The organism is Streptomyces sp. NPDC003379 (assembly GCF_053589195.1).
The window spans coordinates 40,783-56,893 of the sequence record NZ_JBSFRK010000037.1 but is presented as its reverse complement, the minus strand read 5'-3'; the positions used below and the strand labels follow the sequence as shown (position 1 = coordinate 56,893).

The 16,111-nt window shown below is 69.5% G+C and carries 14 protein-coding genes; 5 read left to right on the top strand and 9 right to left on the bottom strand.

Features of this window, described 5'->3' with window-relative positions:
- Positions 1-100 precede the first annotated feature (100 nt).
- The 7 genes from ACWDVB_RS29930 to ACWDVB_RS29900 form a co-directional block, all read right to left on the bottom strand.
- On the bottom strand, positions 101-1,327 hold the full coding sequence (locus tag ACWDVB_RS29930; RefSeq protein ID WP_451512968.1) for an acyltransferase family protein: 1,227 nt from the start codon (positions 1,325-1,327) through the stop codon (positions 101-103).
- Complete coding sequence (locus ACWDVB_RS29925) at positions 1,324-2,487, bottom strand: alpha/beta hydrolase (protein ID WP_451512967.1); 1,164 nt, start codon at positions 2,485-2,487, stop codon at positions 1,324-1,326. Before ACWDVB_RS29925 ends, ACWDVB_RS29930 begins: the two co-directional genes overlap by 4 nt.
- A 145-nt stretch (positions 2,488-2,632) precedes the next feature.
- Positions 2,633-3,310 (bottom strand): response regulator, encoded by a 678-nt coding sequence (locus ACWDVB_RS29920; RefSeq protein WP_451512966.1) that lies wholly within the window; start codon positions 3,308-3,310, stop codon positions 2,633-2,635.
- On the bottom strand, positions 3,307-4,671 hold the full coding sequence (locus ACWDVB_RS29915; protein WP_451512965.1) for a sensor histidine kinase: 1,365 nt from the start codon (positions 4,669-4,671) through the stop codon (positions 3,307-3,309). Before ACWDVB_RS29915 ends, ACWDVB_RS29920 begins: the two co-directional genes overlap by 4 nt.
- Positions 4,672-4,786: 115 nt before the next feature.
- Entirely contained in the window at positions 4,787-5,665 is an 879-nt protein-coding gene (locus tag ACWDVB_RS29910; RefSeq protein ID WP_451512964.1) for a DUF4429 domain-containing protein, read from the bottom strand.
- A gap of 75 nt (positions 5,666-5,740) precedes the next feature.
- Complete coding sequence (locus ACWDVB_RS29905; RefSeq protein WP_451512963.1) at positions 5,741-6,952, bottom strand: alpha/beta hydrolase; 1,212 nt, start codon at positions 6,950-6,952, stop codon at positions 5,741-5,743.
- A 147-nt stretch (positions 6,953-7,099) separates the two neighbouring features.
- On the bottom strand, positions 7,100-7,735 hold the full coding sequence (locus tag ACWDVB_RS29900) for a TetR/AcrR family transcriptional regulator (RefSeq protein ID WP_451513216.1): 636 nt from the start codon (positions 7,733-7,735) through the stop codon (positions 7,100-7,102).
- A 345-nt stretch (positions 7,736-8,080) separates the two neighbouring features.
- Between ACWDVB_RS29900 and ACWDVB_RS29895 the strand changes: the two genes are divergently transcribed.
- The 3 genes from ACWDVB_RS29895 (at position 8,081) to ACWDVB_RS29885 (ending at position 10,574) form a co-directional block, all read left to right on the top strand.
- Complete coding sequence (locus ACWDVB_RS29895) at positions 8,081-9,568, top strand: MFS transporter (RefSeq protein WP_451513215.1); 1,488 nt, start codon at positions 8,081-8,083, stop codon at positions 9,566-9,568.
- Between the two features lie 265 nt (positions 9,569-9,833).
- Positions 9,834-10,220: a peptidase inhibitor family I36 protein gene (locus ACWDVB_RS29890; RefSeq protein ID WP_451512962.1), complete on the top strand. Its 387-nt coding sequence runs from the start codon at positions 9,834-9,836 to the stop codon at positions 10,218-10,220.
- A 51-nt stretch (positions 10,221-10,271) separates the two neighbouring features.
- On the top strand, positions 10,272-10,574 hold the full coding sequence (locus ACWDVB_RS29885; RefSeq protein WP_451512961.1) for a small hydrophobic protein: 303 nt from the start codon (positions 10,272-10,274) through the stop codon (positions 10,572-10,574).
- Between the two features lie 37 nt (positions 10,575-10,611).
- Here ACWDVB_RS29885 and ACWDVB_RS29880 read toward each other — a convergent pair whose 3' ends face one another.
- Both ACWDVB_RS29880 and aceE read right to left on the bottom strand, forming a co-directional pair.
- Positions 10,612-11,514, bottom strand: coding sequence for a potassium channel family protein (locus ACWDVB_RS29880; protein ID WP_451512960.1), 903 nt, complete (start codon positions 11,512-11,514; stop codon positions 10,612-10,614).
- 296 nt (positions 11,515-11,810) lie between these two features.
- Entirely contained in the window at positions 11,811-14,543 is a 2,733-nt protein-coding gene (gene aceE, locus ACWDVB_RS29875) for a pyruvate dehydrogenase (acetyl-transferring), homodimeric type (RefSeq protein ID WP_451512959.1), read from the bottom strand.
- Between the two features lie 387 nt (positions 14,544-14,930).
- Between aceE and ACWDVB_RS29870 the strand changes: the two genes are divergently transcribed.
- Entirely contained in the window at positions 14,931-15,362 is a 432-nt protein-coding gene (locus ACWDVB_RS29870; protein WP_451512958.1) for a DUF3052 domain-containing protein, read from the top strand.
- Between the two features lie 240 nt (positions 15,363-15,602).
- Positions 15,603-16,070 (top strand): peroxiredoxin, encoded by a 468-nt coding sequence (locus tag ACWDVB_RS29865; RefSeq protein WP_451512957.1) that lies wholly within the window; start codon positions 15,603-15,605, stop codon positions 16,068-16,070.
- The last annotated feature ends 41 nt before the right edge of the window (positions 16,071-16,111 follow it).

The following is a 16,111-nucleotide window of genomic DNA, read 5'->3' as shown; positions in this document are numbered from 1 at the left end:
TGCCGCCCAGGTCCCTCACGCGAGGCCAGCCGGAGGCGCCCGCCGCCTTCTGCGGACCTGCGACATACCGGTGTCGGCATCCTGGTGCCGTCCAGGCCCCTCACGCGAGACCCAGGGCGAAGACCGTGAAACCTGCCGCCAGTAGTCCGGCGAGCGCCCGCCGCGCGTGGCTCGCGCGCTTCCACGGGGCCTCGAAGCCACGGGCGTACCGGCCTATCAGCACCAGCAGTGCCGCGAGGACCGGGAGCCAGGCGACCCGCGCTGCTATCCAGCCCAGCGTGTCCGGGCCCGCGGTCAGCCCCGGTACCGCGCCGAGGAACGAGCCGGGCACGGCCGCGACGAGCAGCGCCGTCTGGTGCCAGCACAGGATCGTCATCGCCGAGAGGTTGACCACGACGACCGGCGCCCACAGAGCGGGCCTGCGCAGCAGCCGGCCGATGCGGTCCCGCAACAGGATCGCCGCGCCGCTCTGCGCGGCGGCCAGGGCGAGGACCAGCAGCGACGGCGGATGCGAGTTCGTACGGGCCTCGTCGGGGACGCCGACCATCGACGCCGGGTAGAGGAAGACGAGGAGCAGGGCGGCGAAGAGAGCGGTACCGCCGACGAGCAGCAGCCAGGCACCGCGCTTTCCCAGCCGCTTCTCACCCCAGGAAACGCCCAATTGGTAGGCGAACAACCAGCCCGGCAGCAGATTCAGCAAGGACAGCCAGGAGGGCATGGCGTCCCCGAACGGGCCGTAGCGCAGGAAGTCCACGACGGCGACCGACCCGAGCAACGGCACCGCGGCCCACGCCCCCCACCGCTCCGCCGCGCGTATGCACCAGGGGGTGAGCGCCGTGATCACTGTGTAGACACCCACGAACCACAAGGGTTGGATGACCAGTGTGGAGGCGGTGCGCAGCGTCGTGCCCGGCACACCCAGCGCGTACAGCACCGGGATCAGCGCGGCCCAGACCGCCGTCACGCCGAGGACCGGTCGCCCGAGCCGAGCGAGGCGCCCGCGCAGCCAGCCGCCCGTCGACTCACCGCGCGCCACCGCCCGGCGGTACGACAGCGTGGAGGCATAGCCGCCCACGAGGAAGAAGATGCCCAGCATCTGCAGAACCCAGCTGAGCGGTGCGAAGAAGCCGAACGAGGCCAGCGGGCTCGCGTTGTGCAGTGCGCCCTCGGAGTCGAGGGTGAAGCCGCCCAGCAGCCAGTGCCCGGTCGGCACGGCGAGCAGGGCGAGGGCACGCAGCCCGTCTATGGCGCGGTCGCGGTGGAGCGGAGTCTTGGCGTCTATGGCGGACGTCGCCCGGAGCAGTCCGCTCAAGGTCGGAAGGCTCATGTCCGCGCTCCGATGGTTTGAGTGCTGCCGGTGGAGTCGCCTCCGTCGGCGATGCGGGCGAAGGCCCGCAGGGAGTCAGTGCCGGGGGCGAAGTAGCCGGTGTGGCCCTCGGCTCGCTCGGCGGGGACGTGTCGCGCTCCGAAGCCTGGGGCGGTCGGGTCCTCGCCGTGGCCGAGGCCGAACAACTCGACGTTCGGCACCTTGCCGATCCAGTCGCTGTCGTCCCGGGCGGCCCAGACGCGGGCGGCGGTGTGCAGGTCGGCCACGCTGTCCGCACGCATACCGGGGGAGCCGAGGACCACCAGGTCGCTCGCGGGGAGCCGGGGAGCGGCCAGGCCGCACACCACCGAGCCGTAGCTGTGGCAGAACACGGAAGGCCGCGGGGCACCGGACGCCGTCAGGCCCTGCGCGAAGCGTGCGAGGCGCGGCGCACCCGCCTCGGCGAGCCGTCCTGTGGCGGCGTCGGGGCCGAGGCCGACCGGCGTGGTGTACCCCACCCAGGCCACCACGGCGGTGCGGGCGCCCGCCGCCGCGTGCAGGGAGCGGCCCATCCCAGCCGGTGTGCCGTACTTGTCCTTGGCGCGGTCGAAGCTGTTCAGGTCGATGTCAGAGCCCGGCACGACGATGGAGACGTGTTCGGTCCGCTCCAAGTCCCCGTACACTTCGGCGATTTGGCCCCGCCCTCGCGGGTCGAATGCCAGTATCTGCCGACCGTGGGTGAGCAGTTCGTCGTAGCGGACGATCAGGGCTCGGGCGCGCTCACGGTCCTGCACGGTGAGATCGGGATCGGTCGACCGGGCCTGCTCGCGTACCCGCTCGGTTCTCAAGCCGCGTGAGTTGGCCTCGTACCGAAGCGCTATGGGCGTTCCGTCGAGATTTCCGACGACCGAGGGATGTCGAGCCACCAGCTCTTGGCGCTGGGCAACGCTCAGCGAGTCGAAGAACGCGGCTATACGGGCGGGTGAAGCGGTCTCGGGGTCCGGCAGCCGCACCCCGAGGGCATGGTCCGCGCGCCACGAGCTCGTGCCTGGCGGTGGGCCCGTGAGCGGCTGCTGTTCATTGCCGACCGTCCAGCCCGCCGTGCCGGCCACGACCGTCGTCGTGAGCGCGGCGGCGACCAGCGCCCTCTTGCTCCGTGCTTTCCATGACCGAAGCCGCATGGCCGGTCTCCCTCCCCGCTTCGTGGCGCGCTGTGGCCTGACGAAGTGAAGGTAGGGAGACGGTGGGTGGCGGCACGTCACACCGCGGAGCCAACTCTCAGGTGATACCGGGGTATGCGGTGGTGATACCGGGGTAGGGGGTGGACTACTGCTCGCCGGGTGTGACGAGGCCCGCCTCATAGGCGAAGATCACGGCCTGGGCGCGGTCCCGCAGCCCCAACTTGCTGAGTACACGGCCGATGTGGGTTTTCACCGTCTGCTCGGCGAGCACCAGGCGCTCGGCGATCTCCTGGTTGGACAGACCGCGGGCGATCAGCACCAATACCTCGGTCTCACGCGGCGTCAGGCCGTTGAGCTGAAGCGACTGGTCCTTGCGCGGTGCGGGGCGCTGCTTCGCGAAGTCCGCGATGAGACGGCGGGTCACCGAGGGGGCGAGCAGCGCCTCACCGGACGCCACCACGCGTACGGCCGAGATCAGATCGGCGGGTGGCGCGTCCTTGAGCAGGAAGCCGGAAGCCCCGGCACGCAGCGCCTCGTACACGTAGTCATCCACGTCGAACGTGGTGAGCATCAGCACCTTCGGCAGGTGCACCACGCCCGGTGGCGGGTCCAGAAGGGCGCGGGCGGCGGCGAGTCCGTCCATCTCCGGCATGCGGACGTCCATCAGGACGACATCGGGATGAGTGCTGCGGCTGACCTCGACACCCTTCTTGCCGTCCGGTGCCTCGCCCACGACGTCGATGTCGCTCTGTGCCGACAGCAGGGCGGCGAACCCCGCCCGCACCATGGCCTGGTCGTCGACGATGATCACGCGGATGGTCATGCGGTGCCGGAGTCCTTCGGGAGGAGGGGGAGCCGGGCGGCCACGCGGAAGCCGCCGTCGGGCAGCGGCCCGACGTCTACCGTGCCGCCGACCAACCGTACGCGCTCGCGCATACCGACGAGGCCGTGCCCCGTGCCGCTGCCCTCCAGCGGGGAGACGGACTCCTTGGAAGGGCCGTTGACCACGAGGATCAGAAGGTTCTCGTCGTCCAGGCTGAGCGTGATCCTGGTCTGCGCACCCGGCGCGTGGCGCATCACGTTCGACAGGGCTTCCTGGACGATGCGGTACGCGGACAGGTCCACGGCCGGTGTCACCTGGGCCAGTTGTGTGAGGATCGCCAGCTCGGGGCGCGACAGGTCGATCGGTATACCGGCTCGTATCGTGGCCTCGACCAGGTGCGGCAGCCGGTCGAGACCGGGCTGGGGCGCCCGCTCGCCGTTCACCCCCTCGCTGCGCAGCACCGCGAGCAGCCGCCGCATCTCGGTGAGGGATTCCCGGGCACTCGCCGCTATGCTCCCGAACTCCTCGCGCGCCGCGTCGGGAAGGCCGTCGAGTCGGTAGGGCGCCGAGTCCGCCTGGACGGTGATCACCGACATGTGGTGGGCGACGACATCGTGCAACTCGCGGGCGATGCGGGCGCGTTCCTCAAGAAGCGTGCGCTGGGAGCGCTCGGCCTCACTGATGGTCTCCTGCTCGACGAGCCTGCGCCGGGCGTCACCGCGCTCACGCAGCAGGGCCCCGAGCAGCAGCACGGCCCCGCTCAGCACGGTCAGCAGGACGCCGGTGTCCTGGCTTCCGCCGCCGCGGAACGCCCCGAGCACCAGCCCGGTGACCACGGTGACCAGCCAGACACCGAGGAGCGTGCGGCGACTCTCCCGCAGGGACAGCGCACAGCAGAGGACCAGATAGCCCACGATGATCATGGGAGTCCAGGGGGCGGGACGGCTGGAGTCCGCGGCCATCGTGGCGATCGCGCCGATGAGGTCCGCGACGATCACGATCCACCACGCGGGAAGCGGCCGGGTGACCGCGAGGAACAGCGGAGCGGACTGGGCGACGGCCAGGGCACCCGCCAGTCCGCCGGCCACCCCATAGTCATGCGTCATTACCTGGACGGTGACCGGGATGAGGACGACGACGAAGCCCAGCGCGATCACATGGGGCAGCGCCCGCACCCAGCGTTTGGGAGCGCCCGCCAGCAGCGGCTCGGTCGAGCCGGCGGGCGTCGAGAGCGAGGCCCCCGCTGTCCGCAGGCCGTCGACGACCGCCGCGATCGCACGCCGGAGGCCGGGCCCGCGTCGCCCCGGCTCGGAGGCCGGGCGGCGGGGCCCTTGGTCGGGAGGTCTCGTCGTGCTGCTCATGGCCTGATCAGCGTAGGCATGAAGTCCCCCTCGCGCCGTCATACCGGGGAGCTGGACCGCACCCCATACCCAGGTATCACCGTCGCCCCACGGGTAGCACCAGGGACGGCGCGGATTACAGCTCCGCCAGCAGCTCGGCCTTCTTCATCGTGAACTCTTCGTCCGTGAGCAGCCCCGCTTGATGCAGCTCGCCCAAGTGCCGGATGCGATCCGCGATGTCCGCCGGATCGCGCCGGACGGCCGGCGAGGACGTGGCGGCTACGCCGTCGGACGTCAGGGCCGGGCCGGAGGTCCGCACCGCGGCGAGGACCGACGCGGCGAACGGCAGCGACTCGTGGACCGGGCCGTAGCCGAGCCCGAAGACGACGGCCGCCGGGTCCTGGTCGGCCTGCGCGGGCTGCGCCACGGGAGTCTCACGGCGCAGCAGCCGCAGATGCCCCTCGAAGACCTCCGGGGAGCGCCACTCGATGCCGCTCAGGTCCGTGACGGGAAAGCTCTGGTCACCGGCCTTCCACTTCGCCGACGAGGCGCCCGTCCAGAACCACCGGAAGGACACCAGCTTGCCGTCGAAGGACGCCTTCCCGTCGTACGCCTTGAACTGCAGCGGCGCCTCGGGCGCGGCCACCAGATAGCGATCACAAGGCCCGCCGTCGTCGTCCGCCGCGATCTGCGCCCGCAGCTCGTCCGCGTAGTACTCGGCGAGCACCTCCCGCTCGGCGGGCAGCACCAAGCGGTACGGGTCGCAGCCGTCCTTGAGCTGGCCGGCCGCCACCTCCATCAGAGGATCGGCGCCAGGTCTCGGCACGGCATGCAGAACGACGGTCCCGCGTTTCCCCGGGGAGAGAGTCACCGCTGCGATCGCCTCATGCGGGATACGCCGTTCACCGAGCGCTTGGTAGAGCTTCGGCGTGCGGATCCCCCGTTCGAAGCGGATGAGCACGGAGTCGGACTCGAACTCCCAGGCGGCATGAAATCCGGCCAATACGTCACCCATGCGGCTCATCGTAGGCGGCACGCGCGCCTCCGTCCCTCCTGCGGCGGGCCGCTGTTTCGTCGATTTCTACGCGCGTCAGGCCGCTGCCGCGCCGGAAAAGCCCTTCCGGCAGGCGTCGTCCCCACTCGCGCAGCGCACCCCGTGGTACGAGCCAGTGCCGATCTGGGCGAAATTGCGCAGACTCTCCGTGCCCGGCTCGAAATAGCCGGTGTGTCCCTTGGCGTCCGCCGCGGACAGCACCCGCGCACCGAAACCGCCGGACACCGGGTCGGCGCCATGGCCGAGCCCGCCGACCTCCATGTACGGCACATCCTGAATCCAGTCGTCGCTGTCCCGGGCGGCCCAGATCCGGGCCCCCGTACCCAACTGCGATGCCCTGTCGGCGCGCATGCCGGGGCTGCCCGCGACCGTGATGTCGGCGACCCGCGAGGGCAGGGTCCGCGCGGCCACACCGCACACCACGGAGCCGTAGCTGTGGCAGTACAGCGCGACCGGCGAGCGCCCGGGGAGCCCTCGCACCATGGAGTCGAGACGCATGGCCCCGCTCTCGGCGCGCATGGCCGTGGCCGCGTCCACGCCGATGCCCACGGGCGCGGTGTAGTCGGCCCAGGCGATCACGGCGGTGCGCGCGCGTGGGCTCACAGAGCGCTCCTCGCGGTAGAGCGCTTTCGCCATGCCCACCGGTGCCGAGTACTTGCGGAACGTCCGCTCGAAGGTCAGCACGTTGGTGTCGACACCGGGCACCACGACGGAGACACGGCGGGCCTTGTCGAGGTTCCCGAAGACCTCCGCTATGCGCCCGGAGCCCATGGGGTCGAAGGCGAGGACCTGGCGTCCGGGGCGCATCATGACTCCGAACCGCTTCATTCTGCGCTCGGCCTCCTGCTGTCCCAAAGGGGAGAGGCGTTTGTCGTGCATGCGCTCCCGCTCGACCTTGCGGGCCTGGCCCAGGGCGATGCGGTTCGCGCGATAACGCAGCTCGGAAGGCGCGCCGTTCATGTTGCCGACCGCCAAGGGGTAGCGGCCGGCGAGCCGGTTGCGCTGCTGCTTGTCGAGCGAGGCGAAGAAGTGGGTCAGTCGAGCGGCGGGAGCATCGGGGTCGGGCAGCGCGTGCCCGTCGATGTTCCCTCGCTCCCATGCGGAGAGCGCGGCTTCGAGAGGCGACGAGTCGCCTCTGTTGTTGCGCACGGCGGTCCAGCCCGTGGTCGCCAGCATGACGAAGACGACGGCCAGCGCAAGCAGAGCGCGCCAGGCGTTGAGTTGGGGGGATGAGTCGAAGGAAGTCACTGCGGAACACCCTAGGAGAACCCCGATGCATACCGTGCATCGCGTGATGCAGATCACGTTTCCGTAAGGGTAATTGTGGCAAAGCGGGCGCATTCCAAGCGCTCCGTCACGCTCCGTCAATTGGGCGGTTCTCCACCACCGGGACGGCTAGTGAGTGTGCCAGTCCTGCGCCAGCGCAGGCCCCAAGTGGTCGAGATACTGCTCCGTGAGCTCGCGGATCGACTCCACGCTGGTGTCCTCACCCGCGCCCCACAGTCGGCCCGAGACCCGCATCACGCCGCTGAACGCCGCCACGGCCACGCGCGGGCGCGGATCGGTGTCGACGTCGAGCCCCTCACGTTCGGCGATCACCCGGGCGATCTCGTCCTCGGTCTCCATGGAGCGGCGCAGGTGGGCGGCGAGCAGGGAAGGCGTCGATTCGATCATTTGGTACGTGCTCATGTGGAGCTCGACCGGCACGACCTCCTTGATGGACTGACCCATCGCCTCCCAAGCACCCAAGGTGGCCCCGCGCAGCGCCACGAGCGGCGCTTCATGGGCGGGGCGTTCCCGCAGGGCCTCGACGAACCGCGCGTCCACCATCTCCTGGACGGCGAAGGCGGCCTCTTCCTTGTTGGCGAAGTACCGGAAGAACGTGCGCTGGGACACGTCGACGGCCTCGGCGATCTCGTCAACGGTCGTCTCCTCGAACCCCTTGGTCGTGAAGAGTTCGAGCGCCGCACGCAGGAGCGCGTCCCGGGTGCGCTGCTTCTTGCGCTCCCGCAACCCCGGCCGCTCCCGCAACCCCGGCCCGGCGGGTTCGGGAGAGGCGCCCTTGGGGGCTCCGGTGGCCTCGGCCCGGGTCTCCGCGGGGTCTGTCGCTCGCTGCCCGGTCTTCACGCCATGGCCCTCTCTCCGACTGTTCGCCCAGCTCAGCATATCGGGGGGCCGTGTGACGGCTATGTGGCAGTTACCGACTAGTGAATTTGTTTGTCAACTGTCAGCGACTGTCACTAGCCTGGGTGCATGACTAGTCAGACCACCGTTGACAAGGCGGACAAGGCGCCGGAGCCCGTGCCCGCTCCGGCACGGGCCAAGGGGCTCCGCGGCCACCCCTGGCTGACGCTCTTCTCTGTCGCGATCGGCGTGATGATGGTCGCCCTGGACGGCACCATCGTGGCGATCGCCAACCCCGCCATCCAGAAGGATCTCGGCGCCACCTTCGCGGAGGTGCAGTGGATCACCAACGGCTACTTCCTGGCGCTCGCCGTCTCGCTGATCACCGCGGGCAAGTTGGGTGACCGCTTCGGCCATCGTCAGACGTTCCTCATCGGCGTGGTGGGCTTCGCCGCCGCCTCGGGAGCCATCGGGCTGTCGGACACCATCCCGCTGGTGGTCGCCTTCCGCGTCCTCCAGGGACTGTTCGGCGCTCTGCTGATGCCTGCCGCACTCGGCCTGCTCCGCGCCTCGTTCCCGGCCGCGAAGCTCAACATGGCCCTCGGTATCTGGGGCATGGTGATCGGCGCGTCCACGGCGGGCGGCCCGATCCTCGGCGGCCTGCTCGTCCAGCACGTCAGCTGGCAGTCCGTCTTCTTCATCAACGTGCCGGTCGGCGTCCTCGCCGTCGCGCTCGGCCTGGTAATCCTCAAGGACCACCGCGCCGAGAACGCCCCCAAGTCGTTCGACATCCTCGGCATCGCGCTGCTGTCGGCGGCCACGTTCTGCCTGGTCTGGGCGATCATCAAGGCTCCGGAATGGGGCTGGGGCGACGGCATGACCTGGACGTTCATCGGCGCGTCCGCGCTGAGCTTCGCGGTCTTCGCCGTGTGGGAGTCCAAGGTCAAGGAACCGCTCATCCCGCTGGCCCTGTTCCGTTCCGTGCCGCTGTCCGCCGGTGTGGTCCTCATGGTGCTCATGGCCATCGCCTTCATGGGCGGACTCTTCTTCGTCACGTTCTACCTGCAGAACGTGCACGGGCTGAGCCCCGTCGACAGCGGAATGCATCTGCTGCCGCTCACCGGAATGATGATCATCGGCTCGCCGCTGGCCGGAGCCATGATCACCAAGACCGGCCCGCGCGTTCCGCTGGCCGGCGGCATGCTGCTCACCGCCGCCGCGATGTACGGCATGTCCACGCTGGACGCGGGCACCGGCAGCGGCCTGATGTCGCTCTGGTTCGCGCTCCTCGGCCTCGGTCTCGCCCCGGTGATGGTCGGCGCGACCGAAGTCATCGTCGGCAACGCCCCGATGGAACTCTCCGGTGTGGCCGGTGGCCTCCAGCAGGCCGCGATGCAGATCGGCGGCAGTCTCGGCACGGCGGTCCTCGGCGCCGTCATGGCCTCGAAGGTCGACAGCGACCTGGCCGACAACTGGGCCGACGCGAAGCTTCCGCCGCTCAGCCCCACCGAGCTCGACAAGGCCGCTGAGGCCGTTCAGGTCGGCATCGCGCCGGTCCCGCCGAAGGCGCCGCCGTCGGTCACCGACCAGATCACCGCGGTCGCACACGACACGTTCATGTCGGGCATGGGCGTGGCCTGCCTGGTCGCGACCGGCGTCGCGGTCGTCGCCGTGTTCGTCGCGTTCCTGGCCAAGCGCGGAGCCAACGCCGAACCCGGCGTGAGCGTGGGCCACATCTAGGACATCGTGGGCCGCATCTAGACGTGGGCCGCGCCGCGCAGCGACATGGGCGCGCCGCACAGTCGCGGACAGCCGCGGACAGCCGTGTGACGACGAGAGTCGACGAAAGTCAGGGAAAGCCCCTCAGGGACATCCTGGGGGGCTTTCCCCTATCCGGGTGACGCACATTCGTACCCCTTCCGATGGCACGGTCGGCCGGTCCACAGTTCAGACAGGAGATCCGCACGACGCGGACAACTGAGCCACACCACACGGGGGTTGAGCCATGCGTACGACCATGCCCACGACCATCACCGCCGCCGCAGTCACCGCCGCACTCGCCGCGGTGATCCTCCCTTCCACGCACGCCGCGGCCGCGACCCCGCCGACGCTCGGCGGATGCGGCCCCGGCGAGCTGTGCCTCTGGGAGAAGGCACAGTTCAAAGGCGCCCGGCACACATACGAATTGGCGGACATCGACATCGAGAGCTGTATCGCGCTGCCGGAGGGGGGCAGCGCGCAGGCCATCGCCAACCGCACCGGCCGGCCCGTCACCGTGTACCAATCCGCGGAGTGCGCCGAGACCGGCGAATTCAACACCTACCCGGGCAGCGGCACCTGGGCGCCCCAATCCCCTTATCGCGTACGGGCCTTCAAGGTCTGGGAGAGCTGAATGGGGGTACTCGCGGATCCGAGCCCGAACCGGCTGACTCAAGGAGTGACGATGGCGGGCTTCGGACACACCACGCGCAAGTACCCCCGCTCACGCGGCCGTACGTGGTCGCGGAGCGGGCCGGACCGCGCGACGCTCGGGATAGTGGGAGCCATCTGCGCGATCGCCGGCTTCTTCGTGCTGGGGATCATCCTCGGCCCCATAGCGATCGTCTGCGGCTGGCTCGGCCTGGGCCGCAGCTGGGCCGGTGCCCGCCCGGCACCGGCCCTGGTCGCCCTCGTCCTGGGCGTGATCGACACCGTCCTCGCGCTCATATGGATAACCGCGGGGACCACGATGAACGGCATGTTCTGAGCCCAAGGGCGATCCGGCGACCCGCCCCCGCCTTCGCTCAGGACCTCCCCGTCTCGCCGAGCGCCTCCGCCCCCTTGGCGGCGGCCTCGGCGGACATGGGGTGAGGCACCGCGCCCGCCGACTCCGGACCAGATAGGGGGCGAGGTGCCGCGCCCGTCAACGCCGAGCCCGACCCTGAACCCGACCCCGACCCTGAACCCGACCCCGGCCCCGACCCCGAAAGCGACAGGGCCGTCACCTGCGCCCGCAGCGCCTTCACCTCGGCCGTCAACGCCTCGATCGCCGCTGTCTGGCGCCGCTCCTCCACATCGTCCTTCTCGAAGCGGGCGATGAACCACGTCGCGATGTTCGCGGTGACGACACCGAGCAGCGCGATGCCCGACAACATCAACCCGACCGCGAGCACCCTGCCGAGGCCCGTCGTCGGGGCGTGATCCCCGTACCCGACCGTCGTCATGGTGGTGAAGGACCACCACACCGCATCACCGAGCGACTTGATGTTCCCGTTCGGCGACTCCCGCTCCACGGAGAGCACCGCCAGCGAACCGAACATCAACAGGCCGACCACCGAGCCCACGACATACGTCGTCAGCGTTATCTGCGACGCCATGCGGGCCCGGCGGCCGACGAGCATCAGCGTGGAGACGAGCCGAAGCAACCGCAGCGGCTGAAGCATCGGAAGGATCACGGCGCACAGGTCGAGCCAGTGAGTGCGGACGAACCGCCCGCGGTGATCGGTGAGGAGGAGACGCACGAGGTAGTCGAACGCGAACGAACCCCAGACGATCCACTCCACGACCGTGCAGGTCTTCGCCACCGCCCGGTCGGCGTCGGGCATGACGATCGGTACGGCGTAGGCGACGGCGAACGCCACCGCGAGCACGAGGAGCGGGCGTTGGGTGCGCCGCTCCCAACGGATCTGTGCCGGTTGTTCCTTCATGGAGGCATCGTAGGAAGCGTTGGGCTCATCGTAAGAACGCTGGACGCATCGCAGGAACCCCGGGACGCGCCGCAGTCGTCCCAAGGCACACCGCAGGAATCCCGGGACGCACCGCAGTCGTCCCAAGGCACACCGCAGGAATCCCGGGACGCACCGCAGTCGTCCCAAGGCACACCGCAGGAATCCCGGGACGCACCGCAGGAACCCGGGACGACGCACCGCAGGAAACGCCAGAGGGCGACGAGACCCGCCACGGTCCGCCGCCCTCTGGATAAGACGTGTGCTGGATGTCCGGGTTACGCGTCGCCCCCGGCCGCGCCGGGGTCGGCGGCCGTGACGTCGAGGAGCTGGTAGCGGTCGATCGCCTGCTTCAGGACGGAGCGGTCGACCTTCCCGTCGCGGGCCAGTTCGGTCAGCACGCCCACCACGATCGACTGGGCGTCGATGTGGAAGAAGCGGCGGGCCGCGCCACGCGTGTCGGCGAAGCCGAAGCCGTCCGCACCGAGCGACTGGTAGGTGCCGGGCACCCAGCGGGAGATCTGGTCGGGGACGCTCCGCATCCAGTCGGAGACGGCCACGAACGGGCCCTGGGCGCCGGACAGCTTCCGCGTCACGTACGGGACGCGCTGCTCCTCCTCGGGGTGCAGGAGGTTGTGGCGCTCCACGTCCACGGCCTCGCGGCGCAGCTCGTTCCAGGAGGTCGCCGACCAGACGTCCGCCTTGACGTTCCACTCCGAGGCGAGGATCTGCTGGGCCTCGACCGCCCATGGCACCGCGACGCCGGACGCGAGGATCTGGGCCGGGATGGCGCCCTGGTCACCGGTCTTGAAGCGGTAGATGCCCTTGAGGATGCCGTCGACGTCCACGTCCGCCGGCTCGGCCGGGTGCTGGATCGGCTCGTTGTAGACGGTGAGGTAGTAGAAGACGTCCTCACTGTCAGGGCCGTACATCCGGCGCAGGCCGTCCCTGACGATGTGCGCGATCTCGTAGCCGAAGGCGGGGTCGTAGGCGACGCAGCCAGGGTTGGTCGAGGCGAGCAGCTGCGAGTGGCCGTCGGCGTGTTGCAGGCCCTCGCCGGTCAGCGTCGTGCGGCCGGCGGTCGCGCCGAGGACGAAACCGCGCGCCAGCTGGTCGGCCATCTGCCAGAACTGGTCGCCGGTGCGCTGGAAACCGAACATCGAGTAGAAGACGTACACGGGGATGAGCGGTTCGCCGTGGGTGGCGTAGGCCGAGCCCGCGGCGATCAGGGAGGCGGTGCAGCCGGCCTCCGAGATGCCGTCGTGCAGCATCTGGCCCGTGGGCGACTCCTTGTAGGCGAGGAGCAGCTCGCGGTCCACGGCCTCGTACTGCTGGCCGAGCGGGTTGTAGATCTTCGCGCTCGGGAAGAACGCGTCCATGCCGAAGGTGCGGTACTCGTCGGGGGCGATCAGTACGAAGCGCTTGCCGATCTCCTTGTCCCGCATGAGGTCCTTCAGGATGCGGACGAACGCCATGGTGGTGGCGATCGACTGCTGGCCCGAGCCCTTCTTCGCGGCCGCGTACGTCTTGTCCTCGGGGAGCGGCAGGGGCTTCGAGCGCACGACGCGGGTCGGGACGTAGCCGCCCAGACCCTTGCGGCGGTCGTGCATGTACTGGATCTCTTCGGAGTCGCGGCCCGGGTGGTAGTACGGCGGGGCGCCGCCCTCCAGCTGCTTGTCCGTGATCGGGATGTGCAGACGGTCGCGGAAGCCCTTGAGGTCGTCGACCGTCAGCTTCTTCATCTGGTGCGTGGCGTTGCGGCCCTCGAAGTTCGGGCCGAGGGTCCAGCCCTTGACCGTCTGGGCGAGGATCACGGTCGGCTGGCCCTTGTGGGCCTTGGCCGCCGCGTACGCCGCGTAGACCTTCTTGTGGTCGTGACCGCCGCGGCCCAGGTGCAGGATCTGCTCGTCGGTCATGTGCTCGACCATGGCGCGCAGTCGGTGGTCGTCGCCGAAGAAATGGTCGCGGATGTAGGCGCCGGTCTCGGTGGCGTACGTCTGGAACTGGCCGTCGGGCGTGGTGTTCAGCTTGTTGACCAGGATGCCGTCCCGGTCCTGGGCGAGCAGCGGGTCCCAGCTGCGGTCCCAGACCAGCTTGATGACGTTCCAGCCGGCGCCGCGGAACTGCGACTCCAGCTCCTGAATGATCTTCCCGTTGCCGCGCACCGGGCCGTCGAGGCGCTGGAGGTTGCAGTTGACGACGAAGGTGAGGTTGTCCAGGCCCTCGCGGGCGGCGATGGAGAGCTGGCCGAGCGACTCGGGCTCGTCCATCTCGCCGTCGCCGAGGTAGGCCCAGACGTGCGACTTGGAGGTGTCGGCGATGCCGCGCGCCTCCATGTAGCGGTTCATCCGGGCCTGGAAGATCGCGCCGAGCGGGCCGAGGCCCATGGAGACCGTCGGGAACTCCCAGAAGTCCGGCATCAACCGGGGGTGCGGATAGGAGGAGAGGCCGTGGGGCGCCTTGGACTTCTCCTGGCGGAACGCGTCGAGCTGCTGCTCGGAGAGCCGGTCCAGGAGGAAGGCGCGGGCGTAGATGCCGGGGGAGGCGTGGCCCTGGAAGAAGATCTGGTCGCCGCCGTCGCCCTCGTCCTTGCCGCGGAAGAAGTGGTTGAAGCCCACGTCGTAGAGCGAGGCGGAGGAGGCGAAGGTGGCGATGTGGCCGCCGACGCCGATGCCGGGGCGCTGGGCGCGCGAGACCATGACCGCGGCGTTCCACCGGGTCGCGTTCAGGACCTTGCGTTCGATTTCCTCGTTGCCGGGGAAGAACGGCTCGTCCTTGGTGGCGATCGTGTTGACGTAGTCCGTGCTGCGCATTTCTGGAACGGCCACGCGCTTCTCACGTGCGCGCTCGATCAGCCGGAGCATCAGGTAGCGGGCCCGCTCACGGCCGCGTGCGTCGACCGCGGCATCGAGGGAGTCCAGCCACTCCTGGGTCTCTTCGGGATCGAAGTCCGGGACCTGACTCGGCAGGCCGCCAATGATGATCGGGTTGCGATCGGATCCGGAAGCCACGCTGTTCCTTCGCTGTTGGGGCTTTCACCTGGGTTCTGCCTGGCCGTGCACCGCTCCCATCGTGTACCCGACGGACGCGAACGTCATCTCTACCGACGCGAACATCATCTCTACCGATGGGTAACCGAGGCGTTCCCCCGGCGTCCCTGGGGTAGGCTCGACCAAATCGCAACGATACGCCCATCCTGCCTAGCCGCTTCGCAGAGCCGTTCGGTCCCGTACGGATGAGGTGGCAGTTGCGGCGACACGGCGGGGAACGTCACCGTTTCGGCGGTCTCGGCGGCCGGGTACTTGCGCGATCCGTCCCGCCCGTGTGGACTACGGCCAACGCCCCGCGCACGCGCGTGGCTGAAGGCATTCCCGAAAAACATGATCAGGAGGCAATCCGTGAGCGCGACCGCGGACCACGCGGAGACGAACCTTGCCGTAAGGCTTGGTTTCCAGCCCGACCAGGTGGTCCAGGAGATCGGCTACGACGACGACGTCGACCAGGAGCTCCGTGAGGCCATTGAGGAGGCCACTGGCACTGAGCTCGTCGACGAAGAGTACGACGACGTGGCTGATGCCGTGGTGCTCTGGTTCCGTGAGGACGACGGGGACCTGACTGATGCGCTGGTGGATGCCATCGCGTACATGGAGGAGGGCGGCCAGATTCTGCTGCTGACTCCGAAGACCGGTCGTGACGGCTACGTCGAGCCGAGCGATATCGGCGAGGCGGCCACCACCGCGGGTCTTTCCCAGACCAAGAGCATGAACGCCGGCAAGGACTGGAGCGGTACCCGCCTGGTCACGCCCAAGGCGGCCGCCAAGAAGCGGTAGCCACGCGCGCGCCGAGCCGCGATCCCAGCAGAGACAGCCGTGAGGCCCTCACCGACGACCATCCGTCGGCGAGGGCCTCACGTGTGTGCCGGGAGCGTGTGTGCCGGGAGCGTGTGGGTGGGGAGCGTGTGGGTGGGGAAGCCCCGTGCACGTGCCCCAGAAGGCGTAGATCGGCGCACGTAGGGTGGGTCTCACCCGAACGGCCCCACCCGAGGGGCCCCGTCGAAGGGATGCGTACTCATGGCGCTCGCTGGAATCGCGACCGGCACCAAGGCCCCGGAGTTCGAGCTCAAGGACAACCACGGCCGGACCGTGAAGCTCTCCGACTTCCGCGGCGAGAAGAACGTGGTGCTGCTCTTCTACCCGTTCGCGTTCACCGGCGTGTGCACCGGCGAGCTGTGCGCGCTCCGCGACGAGCTGCCGAAGTTCGTCAACGACGACACCCAGCTGCTCGCCGTCTCCAACGACTCCATCCACACCCTGCGCGTCTTCGCCGAGCAGGAGGGCCTGGAGTACCCGCTGATCTCCGACTTCTGGCCGCACGGCGAGGTCTCGCGCGCGTACGGCGTCTTCGACGAGGACAAGGGCTGCGCGGTGCGCGGCACCTTCATCATCGACAAGGAGGGCGTCGTGCGCTGGAGTGTCGTCAACGACCTGCCCGACGCGCGTGACCTGAACGAGTACGTCAAGGCGCTCGACACCCTGTGATTCTTGAGGTGCAGAGCCTGTGGTCGCCGGGAACCGGTCAC

Bases quoted from the DNA above. Each gene is read 5' to 3' on its own strand.
- ACWDVB_RS29930 (WP_451512968.1), bottom strand. From the start codon at position 1,327: ATGAGCCTTCCGACCTTGAGCGGACTGCTCCGGGCGACGTCCGCCATA.
- ACWDVB_RS29925 (WP_451512967.1), bottom strand. From the start codon at position 2,487: ATGCGGCTTCGGTCATGGAAAGCACGGAGCAAGAGGGCGCTGGTCGCC.
- ACWDVB_RS29920 (WP_451512966.1), bottom strand. From the start codon at position 3,310: ATGACCATCCGCGTGATCATCGTCGACGACCAGGCCATGGTGCGGGCG.
- ACWDVB_RS29915 (WP_451512965.1), bottom strand. From the start codon at position 4,671: ATGAGCAGCACGACGAGACCTCCCGACCAAGGGCCCCGCCGCCCGGCC.
- ACWDVB_RS29910 (WP_451512964.1), bottom strand. From the start codon at position 5,665: ATGGGTGACGTATTGGCCGGATTTCATGCCGCCTGGGAGTTCGAGTCC.
- ACWDVB_RS29895 (WP_451513215.1), top strand. From the start codon at position 8,081: ATGATGGTCGCCCTGGACGGCACCATCGTGGCGATCGCCAACCCCGCC.
- ACWDVB_RS29890 (WP_451512962.1), top strand. From the start codon at position 9,834: ATGCGTACGACCATGCCCACGACCATCACCGCCGCCGCAGTCACCGCC.
- ACWDVB_RS29885 (WP_451512961.1), top strand. From the start codon at position 10,272: ATGGCGGGCTTCGGACACACCACGCGCAAGTACCCCCGCTCACGCGGC.
- ACWDVB_RS29880 (WP_451512960.1), bottom strand. From the start codon at position 11,514: ATGAAGGAACAACCGGCACAGATCCGTTGGGAGCGGCGCACCCAACGC.
- ACWDVB_RS29865 (WP_451512957.1), top strand. From the start codon at position 15,603: ATGGCGCTCGCTGGAATCGCGACCGGCACCAAGGCCCCGGAGTTCGAG.